This is a genomic window from Bradyrhizobium sp. CCBAU 45389 (genome assembly GCF_028128625.1).
GTDB lineage: Bacteria > Pseudomonadota > Alphaproteobacteria > Rhizobiales > Xanthobacteraceae > Bradyrhizobium > Bradyrhizobium liaoningense_B.
In genome coordinates this window covers 408,366-424,865 of the sequence record NZ_LBIY01000098.1, presented here as the reverse complement: position 1 = coordinate 424,865, position 16,500 = coordinate 408,366, and the positions used below count along the sequence as shown (strand labels likewise).

Sequence of the window (16,500 nt, the reverse complement as noted above, 5' to 3'; positions counted from 1 at the left end):
TGGTTACTGCTTGACCGCAAAAACCCACAGCGAGCCGCCGGGCGGCACCTTGGCAAGTCGCTCGTCGCCGGAGAACAGCGAGTAGACGCCGCCGTAGCCAGACGTGACGGCGACATATTGCACGCCGTCCTGCTGCCAGGTCACCGGTTGTCCCTCGATGCCCGAGCCGGTCTGGAACTGCCAGAGCTTCTTGCCGGTGTCGGCGTCGAAGGCCTCGAATTCGCCGGTCAGCGCGCCCGTGAACACGACGCCGCCCGCGGTCGACAGCACGCCCGAGAAGCGCGGGATGTCGGCGGGGGCTTCCCACTTGGCCTTGCCGGTCATGGGATCGATCGCCTTCAGATGACCGCGCGGTCCGTCACCCCATTCCCAGAGGTCAGTGAGGTCCATGCCGAGATACCATTCACCCTGCTTGAAGGTGACGGGCTCGGTCTTGTACCTGCCGCCGAAGGCGAGGGTGTTGGCGTAGGCGAGGCCGGTCTGCGGGTTGAACGACATCGGCTCCCAGTTCTTGCCGCCGAGGATCGACGGATAGACCGTCACCTTCTTGCCCTCGCGCGCGTCCTTGCTGACGTCGGTCTCGATCGGACGGCCCGTCTTCATGTCGATGCCGGTCGCCCAGTTGACCTTCACGTAAGGGTTGGCCGCGAGCAGCTTTCCATTGGTGCGGTCGAGCACGTAGAAGAAGCCGTTGCGGTTGGCATCCATCAGCACCTTGGTCGGCTTGCCCTCGACATTCATGTCGGCGAGCACCATCTCGGCCACCGAGTCATAGTCGAACGGATTGTTCGGCGAGAACTGGTAGTGCCACTTGATCTTGCCGGTCTTGGGATCCATCGCCAGCACGGAGCAGGTGTAGAGATTGTCGCCGGGACGCACCGCCGAATTGAACGGGCCGGGATTGCCGATGCCCCAGTAGACCGTGTTCAGCTCGGGATCGTAGGACCCGGTGATCCAGGTCGAGCCACCGCCGAGCTTCCAGGTGTCGCCCTTCCAGGTGTCACCGCCTGGCTCATCCGGCGAGGGGATCGAATGGGTGCGCCACAGATGCTTGCCCGTCGCCGGATCCCAGCCGTCGATGAAGCCGCGGGTGCCGAACTCGGCGCCGGAGATGCCGGTGATGACGACACCGTCGGCGACCAGCGGGGCCACCGTCATCGAATAGCCTTCCTTGATGTCGGCCGCCTTCTGCCGCCACAGCTCCTTGCCGTCCTTGGCGTCGAGCGCGATGACGTTGGCATCGAGCGTGGTGCGGAACACCTTGCCGTCATAGAGCGCCGCGCCGCGGTTGATGATGCCGCAGCAGACGATGCGCGGCGTCTCGGCGGGGTACTCGACCTTGGATTTCCAGATCTGCTTGCCGGTCTTGGCATCGACCGCCATGGTCGCGTTGTGCGAGGTCACGTAGATTACGCCCTGGTACACCAGCGGCTGCGATTCCTCGCTGCGATCGTCGTTGAAGGAGTAGTTCCAGACCGGGACGAGGTTCTTGACGGTGTCCTTGTTGATCTGGTTCAGGGTCGAGAAGCGCTGCAGATTGTAGCCCATCCCGTAATTGAGAACGTTCGATGTATCGGTCGCGCCCTTGACCAGCTGCTCGGTGGTCTGTGCGTACGCACAAGTCGATGCAAGCATGACGAGGCTCGCGGCCATCGCAAAGCGTTTCATCCGTTCCTCCCAATATGCGCGCCTTTTGACGCTGCGACGGCAACACTCCGCCCGAATGCAAAACGCGTCAATACGAAAGTCGAATGCGCGCTGCCGATATGTTGGATGCCAGACGACGGTCACCTGACAGAAACCTGACAGCCGGCTCTCACTTGTGCGCAGGCGCTGAAAAAATTCCGCGGCATGGCGCAGTACCGGACAAAAGCGCGGGGGGCGCGGCAATCTGGTTCCTCGGATTGTGCGGCGCGCAGGTTGCAATTTCGCTTGAACCGGGGCTCGCCTTGCGGACTTATGTTGCTTTCATCCCGTTCGAATCGGGGCTCTTGGTCTGGGAGGTCATGATGCTATCGCGTCGCTCTGTTGCACTTGCGCTCACGCTTGCAGTTCTGTCCGGTCCGGCCTGGTCGGCATCCGCCGTCAAGATGTTCGATACCGACAATGACGGCACGCTCGACCTCGCCGAGGTGAAGAAGGCCGCGAGCGCGCTGTTCGCAAAACTCGATCCCGATCATGACGGCACGCTGGACGCGCGCGAGTTGCGCGGACGGCTGACGGCGAAGGAGCTCGCCGCCGCCGATCCCGATCGCGACGGGACTCTCACGCTCGACGAATATCTGTCCGTGGTGGAGCAGCGCTTCAATGCGGCCAATCCCGACAAGGACGGAACGCTGGATGCAAAGGAGCTCAACTCGCGCGCCGGCCGCGCGCTGCTGCGCTTGCTGCGTTGACGCTTGACTGGGAGCGAAGGCGATTTGCACGAGAGCGAAATTCGCAAGCAATATGCGACAGTTCGCTGTATCTGCGGATCGATTCCAGCTTGCGCTGTGCTTGATGCAGCCCTAGGTTTTGCCCCGCGCGATGTCGCGCTCAATACCTTGGGAGACCCCGAATGGCTTGGAAAGCTCCGAAGATCGTGGAAGTGCCGGTCGGCATGGAAATCAACATGTACGCCTGCGCTGCGCGCAAGTAAGACTGACGGACCTGCCGCGGCTTCGGTGGCGAATGCCATCGGAGCCGTGGTAGTGTTCGCTGGATGCGAACTGGACCCCACATATTTTGGACGGCGGTTGCGTGCATGGCCGCACTCGCGCCGGCATGCGCAGGCGCCGAAGAGGGGTTTGATACCGAGCACATCTTCGGCTTCATGATCGGCACCGACGTCGGCAACGTCGGCGAGCGGGAATTCCAGACCCAGACGACGGGCAGCTTCGGCAAGGGCGGTGGCACCTATCGCGCTCTCGCGCAGGAGGTCGAGATCGAGGTCGTGCCGCTGCCGAACTTCCGCATCGAGCTCGGCGGCACCGCCAGCTGGCACGACATCACCGGCGTTCCTGACATCGACGACCGCCGCCAGTTCAACTTCCAGGGCGCCTCGCTTGATTTGCGTTATCGCCTGCTCGACCGCGAGCGCGCGCCGTTTGGGTTCACGGTCGCCGCCGAGTTCCATGGCGATCGCATTGATGAGACCTCTGGCGCGAAGGGGCGGATGTACGGCACCGAATTCACGCTCGCCTTCGACCGTGAGCTCGTTCCGAACTTCGTCATCGGCGCGCTTAATTTGATCTATCAGCCGGAATGGGCGCGCTTCGAGGTGGCGGGGACGTCCGAGAAGAGTTCGACGGTCGGAGCGGCGTTTGCCGCCCTGGCGCGGGTGCGCCCGAATGTGCTTCTCGGCGGCGAGATGCGCTACTTCCGGCAATATGAGGGCATCGGCCTCGGCGAGTTCGCAGGCCAGGCCCTGTTCGTCGGCCCTACGGCGTATTTCCAGCTCTCCGAGCGCTCCCGGCTGACCCTGAGCTGGAGCATGCAGGCCTGGGGTCGTCTGGCCGGCTCAGGCGGCAATCTCGACCTCGTCAATTTCGAGCGGCATCAGGCGCGACTGGTGTTCGGGGTGAATTTTTAGCGTGCTTGTTTCGTCTCTTCCCACGTGCGGGGAGGGGCGACGGAGGTAGTTCCCCATCCTCACGTCCGATTGAAACTTCCCGCCCCCTGACACGTAACCTATCGTGCTAGTCTCGAGTGCCCCCGCGAGAGGATCCCGGAATGAACCCGATCGACCTTGTGGTGACTGTGTGTGCGGTGCTCTCGCCTGCGACCTGCGAAGAGCAGCATCTGGTGTTCAACTATTCGGGGTCGCCCCGCCAATGCGTGATGGCCGCACCGCCCTACATCGCGCAATGGGTCGGCGAGCATCCGAAATGGCAGGCGGTGCGCTGGCGCTGCGAATATCCGCACCCGAACGACAAGGCTTAAGCCGGGCGGGCTACTTCGTACAGTCCTTCAGATCCTTGTCGGCGATCGAGAACACCGCATCGGCCCTGATCTCGATGTCGCGGACGATGCACTGCCGCGCATTGGGATAGCTGACCTTGGCGTCGTAGCGGCCGGGCTCGACGCCGGTGATGCGCAGCCGCTCGTCGTGGTCGACCTCCTTGTCCTTGTCGTTGAGGCACTGGTTCGGGCCCCAGTCGGTCTTGCCGGCCGGCGAAAGCTGGAAGCCGGAGATCGTCTCCGTCGTGAGATTCCAGAGCCGGATGCCCTTGCCCTTGGTCTGCGCGGCGGCTTCGCCGGCAAGCGTCAACAACGCGATCAAAGCAAGAACCCCACGCATCAGCCAGTCCTCCCAAAGGCGCCGTCATTCCCTGATCAGGCGCTCGCGGTTCTTTGCCTTGTCGAAATTTTTGGCGCGGTCAAGGCCGTTCGGTGCGATCAGCTTCGTCGAGACGAGATCGGCGCCGTCGAAATCGGCGTCGATGACGATGGCGCCGGTCAGATCGGCTCCGCCGAGCTGGGCGTTTTTCAGTGATGCGCCGCTCAGGTCGGCGCCCCTGAGGACCGCGAACTCGAGGTCGACGCGCGACAAATCGGCGTTGCGCGCGTTCAGCCGTTCCAGATTGGCGGATCTCAGCACCGCGCGCATCAGCCCCATCGACTGGTTGCGCATGTCGGCGCCAAGATGCGCGTCCGCGATCGAGGCGCCGACCAGGCTCGCGCCGGTGAGGTCGGCAGCGATGCGCGCTCCCGACAGGTTCGCGCCGTCGAGACGCGCGCGGGCCATTTGCGAGGCGAACAGATTGGCGCCCTTCAGGCTCGCGCCGGTAAGATCCGCATCCAGCAGCCACGCCTGATCGAGGATCGCACGGTCAAGCCTGGCGTCTCGGAGTATTGTCTTGTTGAGCCGTGCGGCGCGGAGAACCGCGTTGGACAGGTCCAGCCCCGAGAGATCGAGGCCCGACAGGCGTTTGCCGGTGAAATCGGCAGGCTGCTTTGGGCTCGCTTTGGCCAGCACGGCCTCGACCTCCGGCCTCGTCATTTCGGCCGAGACCATCGCGGGAGAGGTGAGGTCGACGTCACGCATCATGTCCTGCGCATCCGCCGTCGACACGACGAGTGCAAGACCAAGCGTTGCAAGCCCAAGCGTTGCGAAGGCGACCGTCCGCGTCATCATCAGCTCCGCCGCCGGCCTAGTCTAGCACGTCGGCCAGGCGACCGGCTATGAGACATCTCGCGCAGTGCGGTCGCCGTGAATTCGTTGGGCGAGGCCGGCCTTGATCGCCGCAATCTCGGCTTCGCCACGTGTGTCGCGCGGGATGCCGATAGGCACCTCGGCCACGATCCGCGCCGGCCGCGGCGACAGGAAGAACAGCCGGTCGCCCAGGCGCACCGCATCGTCCAGGCTGTGTGTCACCAGAAGCGTCATCACTGGCCGGCTCGCCACCAGCGTCGCGATCTCGTCACGCAGACGGCCGGCGAGGGCGTCGTCGAGCGAGGCGAGGGGCTCGTCGAGCACCAGGAGATCGGGCTCCACCGCGAAGGCGCGCGCGAGTGCGACGCGGCGGGCCAGCCCCAGCGACAATTCGCCGGGGAAATGGCTGCGATGGGCTTCCAGCTCCAAAATCCTGAACAGCTCGGAGAGCTTCGCCTCGGTGACATCAGGCGCGGCCAGCCGCACATTCTGCTCGACCGAGCGCCACGGCAGCAGCCGCGGCTCCTGGAACACCATGCCGATCCGCGCCTCAGGCGGCCGCGCGATGCGGCCTGCAAAGTCGTGGTCCAATCCAAGGATGATGCGCAGCATCGTGCTCTTGCCGCAACCGGACGGGCCGATCAGCACGCCGACCTCGCCGGATTGAAGCGCGAACTTGACCGGCGCCAGCACCTCGTGCGTTCCGCCCGCGGCACTCCTGAAGGTCTTGCCTGTGATATCGACCTCAAGCCGCACGGGGCCGCCACCTGTTTGCGCGGGCTTCGAACGGCTGCACCAGCAAGGTTTCGATGACGAGCACGACAGCGGCGAAGGTCAGCGAATAGGCCAGCAGCCGCGGCGTGTCGAACAACTGGAAGGCGACGCCGATCTCGAAGCCGACGCCGTTCGGCCGTCCCAGCAGCTCGGCGACCAGCACGATCTTCCACACCAGCGACAATCCGGAGCGGGCGGAGGCCGCGATATAGGGCGCGAGCTGCGGCAGCACGACATGGCGGAACGCGCGCCAGCGCGGCATCGCGAACACGCTCGCCATTTCGTCGAGCGAACGGTCGAGCGCGCGCGTGCCCTCGCGCAAGGTGACGATGGCGGTCGGCAGCTTGTTGATGGCGATCGCCGCGATCGCGGCGGCTTCAGTGAGGCCGGCCCAGATATAGGCGAGCACGATCACGACCAGCGCCGGCAAATTGAGCAGCAGGATCAGCCAGGGATCGCCGAGCCGGTCGGCGAGCTTCACCCGGCCCATCAGGTAGCCGATGGCGCTGCCGAGCGACATTGCCAGGGTGAAGGCGAGCGCGACGCGGGCCAGCGTCGCCCCGAGATGCAGGAACAGCGCGCCGGTTGACGCTTCTGCGATCATCACCTGAAGCACGGCTGGGGGGGAGGGCAGCTTCGCGCCGCCGACGAGGAGCGCGGCAATCCACCAGATCGCGAGGAACAGGGCGAACGAGAGCAGACGCAGCACCTCAGTCTCCGGGGACTGCGTGATAGAAGGTGCCGGGGTCGAGCTCGGCTGCGGGGCCGACGAGGTCGCGTCCGCCGGTCTCGGCCAGCACGCGGTAGAGCACGCGCGCATCCTTCTCCTCGTCGTCGATGCTCCGGCGCGGAATGCCGTCGCGGTAGCGCTCGCGATAGGTCTTGAGCATGGCCGGATCGGTCGTGCCCGTGAGCGGCGCGACCTTGTCCCAGGCGGCATCGGATGTGACCAGCAGCTGCTTGGCCTTGCGGGTCATCGCGATGAAGCGGGCCACTGCGTCCTTATGGCTCGCGGCCCAGCTCTCGTCGAAGACGTAGCCGACTGCGGCCACCGCGCCCTTGGCGCCGAGCTTCGGCAAGATGTCCTCGATGCCGGCGAGGCGCCTGAAACCCTTGGCCTCGAGCTGCGCACAGAAATTCCAGAAGTTGAGGCTCGCATCCATCTCGCCGTCGAGCGCCTTGGCTGCGATCAAAGGCGGGGCACCGTACACGATGGTCGCTTCCGACTTCAGGTCGATGCCGTCCTGCTTCATCCGCGCCTGGAGCAGCAGCCAGCTCTTGTCGATGGCGCCGCCGGCGACCGCGAGCTTGCGGCCCTTGAGGTCGGCGAGCGTCTGAAGCGGCGAGGCTGCCGGCACCATCACCGCGCCGAGCGCGCTGGAATAGGGATAGAAGGTGAGCTTGGCGCCCAGCGCGCGCTCGCGCGACACCCACAGCCAGTCCGACAGGATGATGTCGGCGCTGCCTGCACGCATTGCGATCTTGCCGGCTTCGGTGCTCGCGAGCTCGGTGACCTCCAGCGACAGGTCAGCCTCCTTGTCGAGGCCGCCAGCTCGGATCGCGGCCAGCTCCCAGGAGAATGTTCCGGTCTTCTGCACCGCAAGGCGAATGGTATCCGCAGCACGGGCCGGTGCTGCCAGCGTCAGCGCCAGGGTCATTGCGAGCGCCGATATTCGTCCCAAAACTCTCATCACCTTGTGAGCCGCTTCCTCTGACAGAGTGCTTTTCAGGACAATACGCATAGCATAGCTTTGGTCGCAACCAGCGGGAGGACGCGCATGAAACTGGCCGGGCAGCTACGACCGATTGTCGCCGCATTGGCGGTATTGGCGGCGACCGCATGCGTGGCGCGGGCCGGAGAGGCCAATGACTATCCGACCTCGGCGCGCGCGGAATATGTCTATGGCTGCATGAAGGCCAATGGCGAGAGCCGGCAGTCCATCGAGCAATGTTCCTGCTCGATCGACGTGGTCGCCTCGATCGTGCCCTTTGAGCGCTATGTAACCGCAGAGACCGCGCTCAGCATGTCGCAGGTGCGCGGCAATCTCGGCGTGCAGTTTCGCACCTCGGAGCAGGCGAACTCGGCGGTGAATGATCTGCGCCGGGCGCAGGCGGAAGCCGAGGTGAGGTGTTTTTGATTTAGCGCTGTCATTCCGGGGCGATGCGAAGCATCGAACCCGGAATTTCGAGATTCTCAGGTGCGCAATTGCGCACCATAGTTCGGTCCTGCGGACCGCCCCGGAATGACGGCTTCGCTGTTACGTCCCCGGCTTCTCCACGTCCCATTCATTCCGGAACACGTGCCCGTCCGTATCCTTCGCTTCCGCGCGAAAACGCTTGGCGCCGTTGGAGACGTAGATGAAGCGCAGATTGGGATCTTCCGAGATCGAGATACCGCCTTCCATCGACAGCACCGGGCTGTCGTCCTGGGTCAGCTTCAGCTGGTTGATGAAGAAGGCGGGAATATAGAGCTGCGTGACCTGGTCCATCTGCAGCCCGGAATTGTTGGGGTGGCCGATCATGATCTGCGCCTCGCGGACGTGGCTCGCGGGACCGTCCTCACGAGCGAATTGCCGGTAGCGCATCTGGCCGAGCCGGTTCCTGGCTTCCTCGACGTTCTTTCCCGCCGGTGCGGAGCAGCCGCCGGAGGCCTTCACATAGACTTTCGAGACGTAGAGCTGGCCGTCGCTGAGCTCGGCGACGGCGTGGACGTCGGTGTAATTGTTGACGCGCACGCGGGTCGAGATTTCCGTGACATTGGCATCCGGGCCGAGCTCGAACTTCGCCGCCATCGGCGCCGGGTTGCGGTCGATCACCAAGGTGATCGAGCGGATGCGGCGGCTGTCGGCCGGCGACAGCTTGCTGCGCAGGGTCACCGGCACGATGGCCGCATCCTCGGCGCGATACGGCATCTCGATGCCGATGACGTTGCTGCCATCGTTCATCGGACGGTTGCTGAAGATGTCCTGCACCAGGCCCGGCCAGGGATCATAGGCCTCTTCAGCCTGCGCCGGCATCGCCAAGGCAATGCAGAGCAAGGCGGCGATCAGGGGCAGGCGGCGTGTGCATCCCGTCATGGTCATGGTCTCGCGCGCGCGAAGCAGAGTTGACTCCTAGCGTAGCGCGCCCGCTACTCCCATTCAATTTCCGAAAATGCTGCAGTTGCGTTGCGAGCGTTGTAGTCATCGAACAATTGCCAATGCGGCTGCTCGTCAGCGGCCGCCTTGTCCGCGGCGGTGCGGATCGTCTCGCCTTTCTTGTTCAGCGTGCGGACGTCAGACAGCAGCGTTGAAAGGTAACGCCGTTCATCGACCAGCGCGGCAGGCCATTCGCTCACAGGGCCGTGACCGGGAACGACGCGCAGTGCCGGGATGGTCTCCAACTCCTTCAGCGTGGCGAGCCAGCCGCGAATGCTGCCGTCCATCACCGGAATGTGGCGGAGAAAGACGAGATCGCCTGCGAACAGGGTTTTGCTGGTCTCGTCGAACACGGTCAGATCATTGTCGCTGTGCCCGGCCGGCCATGCCCGCAAGGTCAGGCGGCGCGAGCCGAGATCGAGCGTCAGTGTGTCCGTCACGAGCAGGGTGGGCGGCACGATCTTCACGGGATCGATCAGCTCGCCGCCCATGATGCGTCTGAAATTGTCCAGATAAAACGGCCCGCGCGCCGCCAGCGCCTGCGGCAGCTTGCCGTGGCCGACGAAGCTGGTTCCGTCCGCCGCGAAGGCGGCATTGCCGAAGACATGGTCGGGATGACCATGGGTATTGATGACGTAGCGGATCGGCTTGGTGGTGCGTGCCTTCACCGCCGCCAGCAGCGCCTCGCCCTCGCGAAAACTGCCGCCGGTGTCGATCACGGCCACGGCGTCATCGCCCACGATGAAGCCGACATTGGCGATATCGCCCTCGTTCTCGCGGCTCATCAGGGCGATGGTCCCGGAGTGTACGAAGATTCCCGGCGCGACTTCGCTCACAGGCAATTCGGCCGCCCCGGCGCGTGCTAGCGTCGCTGCTCCGAGGGACAAGGCTGCGATCACGAGAGCAATGCGAGACACTTTTCCGCCTCAGTTCAAAGGGTTTTCCGCATTGCACTGCAACAAAGCAACGCCAGCACAAAGCTTGGCCAAACATGGCGCGTCATGCGTTGCATGGATAACATTCAAACAAAACGAGGAGGAAGCGCGATGACGGAGGCCGGACGACATCGTCGCTGGTTGATCTTGCTGTGGAGCCTGGCTGCAACCTGCGCCCTGGGCGACGTCGCCATGGCGCAAACGAGCGAGACCGGAGATCTTTCGTTCGAGTTGGTCGATCCGAAAGTGCTGCGCGTCTGCGCCGACCCGCGCAATCTGCCGTTCTCCAACGAGAAGCGCGAAGGCTTCGAGAACAAGCTCGCCGAATTCCTGGCGGACAAGCTGCAGAAGAAGCTCGACTATGTCTTCTTCCCGCAGGCCACGGGCTTCGTGCGGATGACGCTGGGCGCGCATCGTTGCGACGTCATCATGGGCTTCCCGCAAGGCGACGACCTCGTGCAGGGCACCAATCCCTATTACCGCACGAGCTATGCGCTGGTCGCGAAAGCGGGCAGCGGGCTCGATGAGGTCGATACGCTCGAGGATCCGCGCTTGAAGGGCAAGCATGTCGGCATCGTCGCCGGCACTCCGCCCGCGACCAACATGGCGCTTGCAGGCCTGATGGGCGATGCAAAGCCCTATCCGCTGATGATCGATACGCGCTTCGACAATTCGGCGCAGGCGATGATCGACGACCTCGCCGCCGGCAAGATCGATGCCGGCGTGCTGTGGGGGCCGATGGCCGGCTACTACGCCAAGAAGGCCGGCGCTTCGCTCCACGTCACGCCGCTGGTGAAGGAAACCACCGGGCCGAAGCTGGTCTATCGTATCGGCATGGGCGTGCGGCCCGCCGATCAGAACTGGAAGCGGCAACTCAACAAGCTGATCCAGGAGAACCAGGGCGAGATCAACAAGATCCTGCTCGATTTCGGCGTGCCGCTGCTGGACGAGAGCGATAGGCCGCTCGGTGCGGAGACTGCCAAGAAGACGCCATGAGATGGCCGGTTGCCGCTGCGCTGGTTGCCGCCATGCTGGCGGCGCCGGCATTGGCGCAGCAGCAGGAGCCGTTCGAGCCCGAGGGATATCGCACCGACAATTACCGTGCGCCGGTGCCGGCGACGCTTGTCGGCGCGCGGGTGCTGACCACGGCCGACGCCGAGGCGATCTGGCGCGAGAAGAGCGGCGCGTTCATCGACGTGATGCCGCGTCCGCCGAAGCCGAAGAACTTGCCCGAAGGCACGGTGTGGCGTGATGCCCCGCGCAGAAACATTCCGGGCAGCCTGTGGCTCCCCGATACTGGCTACGGCCATTTGCCGTCGGCGATGGACGATTATCTCCAGCTCGGCCTCGCGCGTGCCTCGCGCGGCGACAAGGCCGCGCTGCTGGTGATCTATTGCCTCGCCGATTGCTGGATGTCCTGGAACGCGGCCAAGCGCGCATTGGCGTACGGCTACTCCAATATTGCCTGGTATCCCGACGGCACCGACGGCTGGGAGCGCGCGAAGCTTCCGACCGAAGAGGCGCAGCCCGAGCCGCGGCCGGAGCAGTAGCAACCTGCACCGCAGAACACAGCTGTACTCCCTCGCCCCGTTCTTACGGGGAGAGGTGAAAAACCCACCGCTACTGCTTCTGCAGCTTCGTCAGCGTCCCGGTGCCGTTGGTGTCGGTGGCGGAGTACGTCACCCTGTCGCCGGCATGGACCGCATCCAGCATTGCGGCGTCCTTGGTCTTGTACTCCTGAAGCGCGCCGGCGCCGCCGGCGCTGGCGCCGACCGTGCCTTTCTGCATCTGCTGGATCGAAATCGTGCCGTTGAGCCGATCGATCCGCGTGACCATTCCGGTCATGTCGTCAGCGAGAGCGCTGGATGCGAGCATGCTGAGGGCCGCAGCGCCCGCTAGGATGAATTTTTTTGTTCCCATCGAGGTCTCCCGACGTCTGGCGTTGACTTCGACAAGCCATCATAAATCGATTTGGTTCCGGCAGATTGCGCGGCAAAAGGTTAACGTTCCCGAGGCAATCGCGGGAACTTTTCGTGAGCCGTCAGCTTGGCTGACGCTATTCCATTTCCTGCTGGATGACGCGTCCGAGCGCGAACAGGCGCTGGTCGATCGAGGTCGGAACCTCGCAGACGAAGCGCACCACCTTGTGGCGGTCCTCGAAGATGCGCGTCTTCCAGATCAGCTCGTTGCTGAGCGCCTCGATCTTGGCGTCGTCGCGCGGCGTTGCGCCCTGAAGGGCCTGGAGCTGGAGCGTTTCCTCGCGGATCTTGTCGGCGGCGTCGCGCTGCTTGCGGCTGACGCGTTCGAGCCCGATCATGACCTGTGAGCGCTGGGCGTTGAGCGTGTCGAACAGGCCGGCGAACAATAGCTTGGCGTTCGCGGTCTTGTCGGCGGCGGAACCTGCAAGAAACTCCTTTACCGACTTTTCCGCCTCATCCAGCGGCGTCTTGCGGGCCGCCAGTTTCGAGACCAGCGCGCTGACCTTGGCGTCGTCCTTCCATTTGGTCTCGGCGTCACCGAGCGTAGGACCGGCCCAGACGGCGGCAAGCGAGATCTCCGGCACCTTTGCCTGTGTGCACGGCCAGTCCGGATAGCGCGGATCGGCCGCGCGCGCGGCCGTGCTCGCAGCAGCGAGCGCCAGAACAGCCGTCGCCAGAACCCGAACCTTCATCCTTCGCCTCCCGCGGGGCCCCGTCGCGCCAGCCCGCGCGAGGGATCATAGGCCAAAATCGCGCCGATCATGAAGACGATTGTGCAGGCTGCGACCACTGCCAGCGAGATCCAGTTGACCTGGCCGTACAGCGCGAAGCGGATCAGCTCGACCGCATGGGTGAACGGATTGGCCTCGCAGAGATAATAGAGATAGGGGCTGCCTTCCTGCACCCGCCAGAGCGGATAGAGCGCGGAGGAGGCGAAGAACATCGGGAAGATCACGAAGTTCATGACGCCGGCGAAGTTCTCCAGCTGCTTGATGCCCGACGAGATCAGCATGCCGAGCGAGCCCAGCATCAATCCGGACAGGATCAGCGCCGGCAGCACGGTGAGATAGCCCGACGGCGGCGGCGTGATGTCCCAGAACCAGGCGATCAGCAGGAATGCATAGACCTGGAGCAGCGACACCGCGGTGCCCGCGAGCAGCTTGCAGAACAGAAGGAAGCCGCGCGGCAGCGGGCTCACCAGCAGCGTGCGCATGTTGCCCATCTCGCGGTCGTAGACCATCGACAGCGAAGACTGCATGCCGTTGAACAGCTGGATCATCGCCATCAGCCCGGGCGCGATATAGACCTCGTAGAGGATGTAGGTCTCGTAAGGTGGGATGATGGAGATGCCGAGCACCTGGCGGAAGCCGGCGGCGAAGATGAACAGCCACACCAGGGGCCGCACCAGCGCCGAGACGAAGCGCTCGCGCTGATGCAGGAAGCGCAGGCCCTCGCGCCAGACGATGCCGGTGAGGCAGGTCATGTACTCCTGTAACGAGAATCCGCGCGGCGCATCGCGCGTGGTGATGCTGCTCATGTGCCGCCTCCCGGCATCACTTGCGCGCCGGTCAGGCGCATGAAGGCGGTGTTGACGTCCTGCGCGCTGGCCTCCGCGATGACGCGGCTCATCGGCCCCTGCGCCAGCACCTTGCCCTGGTGCAGCACCACGAGATCGTCGCCGGCCATGATCTCGTCGAACAGGTGCGTTGCCCAGAGCACGCCGATGCCTTGCTCGGTCACGAGCTGGCGGACATGGCTGATGATGTCGGCACGCGCCTTGACGTCGAGGCCGACGGTCGGCTCGTCGAGCAGCAAGAGGCGCGGCCGGTGCAGCAGCGCCCGTGCGATCTCCAGCCGCCGCATCTGTCCGCCGGAGAGGTCGCGCACCTTGCTGCCGGCGCGGTCAGCGAGCCCGATACGGCCGAGCAATTCGGCGCTGCGCGCTGAGGCCTCGCGGCGGCTGATGCCGTGGAGCGCGGCGTGATAGAGCAGGTTCTGCGTCAGCGACAGGTCGAGATCGAGCGTGCGCGGCTGGAACACGACCCCGAGCAACCGCAGCGCCTCACCGGGACTCTTGCTGACGTCATGGCCGAAAATGCCGACGCGGCCGGACTGGATGCCGAACAGGCGCGTGATGAGCGAGAACAGCGTGCTCTTGCCGGCGCCGTTCAGCCCAAGCAGCGCGGTGAAGCTCGCGGGCTGCACGTTGAAGGACACGTCCATCAGCGCGCGCCGCGGGCCGTAGGAATGGCTGACGCCGTCGATCGACAGCGCCGGCACCGCGACCGGATCAGGCTTCGGCGTCTCGCGTGGTTCGGCGATCGGGGCAGGGCTGGTCATGGCGCGATCGTGATGCCCCAGGGCAGCTCGCCCACCTGGATGGTCTTGATCACCTTTTGCGCGGCAACGTCGATCACCGAGACGTCGTTCGACACGCCGTTGGTGGTGAGCAGGTATTTTTCGTCAGGCGTGAATGCCATGTGCCAGACGCGCTGTCCCACCAGCAGATATTTCGTCACCTTGCGCGTGGCGACATCGACCACCGCAATGCGGTTGGCGGGGCCGAGCGCGACGAAGGCGGTCTTGTCGTCCCTGGTCATGCCGATGCCGACCGGCTGGATCGCTTCTTTCCGCAACCCCGGGATCTCGAAAGTGACCTTGCCGATCACCTCGTGTTTCTTTGGATCGATCACCGAGACCGTGCCGCCGATTTCCGAGGACACCCAGACTTCCGAAGAATCGTGCTTGAATTCGGCAAAGCGCGGCCGCGCATCGACCAGCACGTTGGCGACGATCTGGCGCGAGCTCGTGTCGATGAAATGCGCCATGTTGGTGGTTTCGGACGTGTTGATGAGCGTCTTGCCGTCGGGGCTGATGGTCATGCCCTCGGGCTCGACGCCGACCTGGATGTCGCCGAGGCGCGCGCGCTTCTCAAGGTCGATCACCGTAACCGTATTGTCGTTCTCGTTCGCGACATAGAGGATTTTTCCCGCGGCATCCTGGGCGAACAGCTCGGGGTCCGGCCCGGAGGGCAGGCTGTCGACCACGGCCTGCGTCTTCGCATCGATCACCTGGATGGTGTCGTCGTCGCCGACCGCGACCATCACGAACTTGCCGTCACGCGTGAACTCGATACCGCGCGGGCGCTGGCCGACCTTGATGGTCTTGGTCACCGTCCAGCTGTCGGTGTCGATCACCGAGACCGTGTTGCTTTTCTCGTTCGAGACATAGGCGATGAACGCATGCGCGGGTGCCGCCGCCAGTGCCAGTCCGAAGAGAAGCCCCACACGCCACATGCGCAACATCTGCGTCCTCATTTCAGCTTGCATTTGCTCTCCGGGCGATCGTAGCCGAGCGTGTCGAGCTCGGAGACCTGGTGCAGGAATCCTTCCTGCGGCGACACCGACACCACCATGCGGCCGTCGACCAGCAGGATCGGCTGGCGCAGCTGCAGGTTCCAGTCGCGCAAGGTGAGCCGCGTGCCCTTGAAGGCGGCGACCGAGAAATCCGGGCCCTTGATGAAGTCGGTGACTTTCTTGACGTCGCCGGAATTGGTGCGCGAGGTGGCTTCCCCGATCATGCGCACCGCGGTCCAGGCTTGCATGTCGAGCGCGGTCATGCGCCGCGAATTCAGCTTGATGAAGCGGTTCTGCATCTGGATCGCGCCCCACTGGTCCTGCGAAGCGTCCCAGCTGCGCGGCACGAGGCCGGCCGAGCCCGCGACGGGCCGCGGATCCCAGGTGCGATAGGGCAGGTAGGCACCGAACACCTCGCTCTCGTCGGCCGCGACCAGCACGTCATAGGCGGGTGCCTGTTGCGTGAACACCGGTATCTGCCGCTGGATCTGCGTCACGCCCGAGTCGGTGCGCCGTGCACCGCCCTTGTCTTCAAATGTGCGCTCCTGCACGATCTTGGCGCCGAACCGCGCCGCGGTGCGCCGGAGCGCATCGGCGAACAGCTTGTCCTCGTCGTGCGAGCCGACCACCAGCAGCCAGCGCGACCACTTCTTCCACACCAGATATTGGCCGAGCGCATCCGCCAGCATCGCGCGTGTCGGCGCAGTGTGGATGACATTGGCGCGGCAATCGGTCTCGCGCAGCCGCTCGTCGATCGCGCCGGCGTTGAACAGCAGCGTGCCGCGGTCGCGCAGGGCGTCGGCAACCTTCAAGAGCGCATCGGCCGGCAGATCGGCGATGATGAAGCCGTTTTTCTCGGCGAGCGCGGTTGCGGCCTGCACCGCGTCTTCGCCTTCCTTGATGCGGCGCTCTTCCAGCGTGAACCGCTGGCCCGTGAATTTCCCAGTGGTGTTGTTGTCCTCGATGGCGAGGCGGGCGCCGGCGACGCCGTCATTCTCGGCCGGTTGCTCGACCAGCGACAGCGTCGATCTGGTGCCGGCGACACCGAGATAGCCGACGCCGATCGTGACAGGGTCGGCCGCGAGCACGCTCGTCGCGGCAAGACACCAGCCGATCAGGCCGACCAACCATCGGATCATATTTCCTCCAGGCGTTCTCCCCGGCTTGACCGCCGGTGGAGAATTG

At 64.6% G+C, this 16,500-nt stretch carries 20 protein-coding genes and 1 pseudogene; 7 read left to right on the top strand and 14 right to left on the bottom strand.

What is annotated here, in order from left to right:
• Positions 1-3: 3 nt before the first annotated feature.
• Positions 4-1,668: a methanol/ethanol family PQQ-dependent dehydrogenase gene (locus XH79_RS38050; RefSeq protein WP_212338012.1), complete on the bottom strand. Its 1,665-nt coding sequence runs from the start codon at positions 1,666-1,668 to the stop codon at positions 4-6.
• 341 nt (positions 1,669-2,009) lie between these two features.
• On the opposite strand from XH79_RS38050, the gene XH79_RS38045 reads away from it, so the two are divergent.
• The 4 genes and pseudogenes from XH79_RS38045 (at position 2,010) to XH79_RS38030 (ending at position 3,921) form a co-directional block, all read left to right on the top strand.
• Positions 2,010-2,396: an EF-hand domain-containing protein gene (locus XH79_RS38045; protein ID WP_183242356.1), complete on the top strand. Its 387-nt coding sequence runs from the start codon at positions 2,010-2,012 to the stop codon at positions 2,394-2,396.
• Positions 2,397-2,557: 161 nt separating this feature from the next.
• Positions 2,558-2,638 carry a pyrroloquinoline quinone precursor peptide PqqA gene (pqqA, locus tag XH79_RS38040; RefSeq protein ID WP_012029362.1) on the top strand — a complete coding sequence of 27 codons (81 nt, stop codon included), beginning with the start codon at positions 2,558-2,560 and terminating at the stop codon, positions 2,636-2,638.
• Between the two features lie 25 nt (positions 2,639-2,663).
• Positions 2,664-3,571: pseudogene (locus XH79_RS38035) on the top strand (hypothetical protein).
• 140 nt (positions 3,572-3,711) lie between these two features.
• On the top strand, positions 3,712-3,921 hold the full coding sequence (locus tag XH79_RS38030) for a hypothetical protein (protein WP_018642677.1): 210 nt from the start codon (positions 3,712-3,714) through the stop codon (positions 3,919-3,921).
• Between the two features lie 10 nt (positions 3,922-3,931).
• Here the strand turns inward: XH79_RS38030 and XH79_RS38025 are convergent, their stop codons facing one another.
• From XH79_RS38025 to XH79_RS38005, 5 genes are read right to left on the bottom strand one after another with little or no spacing between them, the layout of a single operon-like run.
• Complete coding sequence (locus tag XH79_RS38025) at positions 3,932-4,279, bottom strand: hypothetical protein (protein ID WP_183242202.1); 348 nt, start codon at positions 4,277-4,279, stop codon at positions 3,932-3,934.
• Positions 4,280-4,303: 24 nt separating this feature from the next.
• Positions 4,304-5,113 (bottom strand): pentapeptide repeat-containing protein, encoded by an 810-nt coding sequence (locus XH79_RS38020; RefSeq protein WP_271585185.1) that lies wholly within the window; start codon positions 5,111-5,113, stop codon positions 4,304-4,306.
• 48 nt (positions 5,114-5,161) lie between these two features.
• Positions 5,162-5,890 (bottom strand): ABC transporter ATP-binding protein, encoded by a 729-nt coding sequence (locus XH79_RS38015; protein ID WP_212338018.1) that lies wholly within the window; start codon positions 5,888-5,890, stop codon positions 5,162-5,164.
• Entirely contained in the window at positions 5,880-6,617 is a 738-nt protein-coding gene (locus XH79_RS38010; RefSeq protein ID WP_212338019.1) for an ABC transporter permease, read from the bottom strand. The genes XH79_RS38015 and XH79_RS38010 overlap by 11 nt, the downstream gene beginning before the upstream one ends.
• 1 nt (position 6,618) lies before the next feature.
• Positions 6,619-7,599 carry an ABC transporter substrate-binding protein gene (locus XH79_RS38005; RefSeq protein ID WP_442870021.1) on the bottom strand — a complete coding sequence of 327 codons (981 nt, stop codon included), beginning with the start codon at positions 7,597-7,599 and terminating at the stop codon, positions 6,619-6,621.
• Positions 7,600-7,686: 87 nt separating this feature from the next.
• Between XH79_RS38005 and XH79_RS38000 the strand changes: the two genes are divergently transcribed.
• On the top strand, positions 7,687-8,046 hold the full coding sequence (locus XH79_RS38000; RefSeq protein WP_212338020.1) for a hypothetical protein: 360 nt from the start codon (positions 7,687-7,689) through the stop codon (positions 8,044-8,046).
• Between the two features lie 120 nt (positions 8,047-8,166).
• Here XH79_RS38000 and XH79_RS37995 read toward each other — a convergent pair whose 3' ends face one another.
• A complete protein-coding gene (locus XH79_RS37995) occupies positions 8,167-8,985 on the bottom strand; it encodes a quinoprotein dehydrogenase-associated SoxYZ-like carrier (RefSeq protein ID WP_271585008.1) in 819 nt (272 codons plus the stop codon).
• A gap of 53 nt (positions 8,986-9,038) precedes the next feature.
• Complete coding sequence (locus XH79_RS37990; RefSeq protein ID WP_271585007.1) at positions 9,039-9,962, bottom strand: quinoprotein relay system zinc metallohydrolase 2; 924 nt, start codon at positions 9,960-9,962, stop codon at positions 9,039-9,041.
• A 129-nt stretch (positions 9,963-10,091) separates the two neighbouring features.
• Here XH79_RS37990 and XH79_RS37985 point away from each other — a divergent pair, with 129 nt between their 5' ends.
• Together XH79_RS37985 and XH79_RS37980 are read left to right on the top strand one after the other, a co-directional pair.
• A complete protein-coding gene (locus XH79_RS37985) occupies positions 10,092-10,976 on the top strand; it encodes a substrate-binding domain-containing protein (RefSeq protein WP_212338023.1) in 885 nt (294 codons plus the stop codon).
• Complete coding sequence (locus XH79_RS37980; RefSeq protein WP_271585006.1) at positions 10,973-11,530, top strand: PQQ-dependent catabolism-associated CXXCW motif protein; 558 nt, start codon at positions 10,973-10,975, stop codon at positions 11,528-11,530. The genes XH79_RS37985 and XH79_RS37980 overlap by 4 nt, the downstream gene beginning before the upstream one ends.
• Before the next feature lie 70 nt (positions 11,531-11,600).
• Here XH79_RS37980 and XH79_RS37975 read toward each other — a convergent pair whose 3' ends face one another.
• The 6 genes from XH79_RS37975 to XH79_RS37950 all read right to left on the bottom strand — a co-directional run bounded on the left by XH79_RS37975 (position 11,601) and on the right by XH79_RS37950 (position 16,454).
• On the bottom strand, positions 11,601-11,900 hold the full coding sequence (locus XH79_RS37975) for a copper-binding protein (protein ID WP_212338027.1): 300 nt from the start codon (positions 11,898-11,900) through the stop codon (positions 11,601-11,603).
• 136 nt (positions 11,901-12,036) lie between these two features.
• The gene (locus XH79_RS37970) at positions 12,037-12,651 is read right to left on the bottom strand and encodes a hypothetical protein (RefSeq protein WP_271585005.1); all 615 of its coding nucleotides are present in this window, start codon (positions 12,649-12,651) and stop codon (positions 12,037-12,039) included.
• On the bottom strand, positions 12,648-13,496 hold the full coding sequence (locus XH79_RS37965) for an ABC transporter permease (protein ID WP_271585004.1): 849 nt from the start codon (positions 13,494-13,496) through the stop codon (positions 12,648-12,650). The genes XH79_RS37970 and XH79_RS37965 overlap by 4 nt, the downstream gene beginning before the upstream one ends.
• The gene (locus XH79_RS37960) at positions 13,493-14,299 is read right to left on the bottom strand and encodes an ABC transporter ATP-binding protein (protein ID WP_271585003.1); all 807 of its coding nucleotides are present in this window, start codon (positions 14,297-14,299) and stop codon (positions 13,493-13,495) included. The genes XH79_RS37965 and XH79_RS37960 overlap by 4 nt, the downstream gene beginning before the upstream one ends.
• On the bottom strand, positions 14,296-15,264 hold the full coding sequence (locus tag XH79_RS37955) for a YVTN family beta-propeller repeat protein (RefSeq protein WP_212338274.1): 969 nt from the start codon (positions 15,262-15,264) through the stop codon (positions 14,296-14,298). The genes XH79_RS37960 and XH79_RS37955 overlap by 4 nt, the downstream gene beginning before the upstream one ends.
• A gap of 8 nt (positions 15,265-15,272) precedes the next feature.
• On the bottom strand, positions 15,273-16,454 hold the full coding sequence (locus tag XH79_RS37950; protein ID WP_271585002.1) for an ABC transporter substrate-binding protein: 1,182 nt from the start codon (positions 16,452-16,454) through the stop codon (positions 15,273-15,275).
• Between the last annotated feature and the right edge of the window lie 46 nt (positions 16,455-16,500).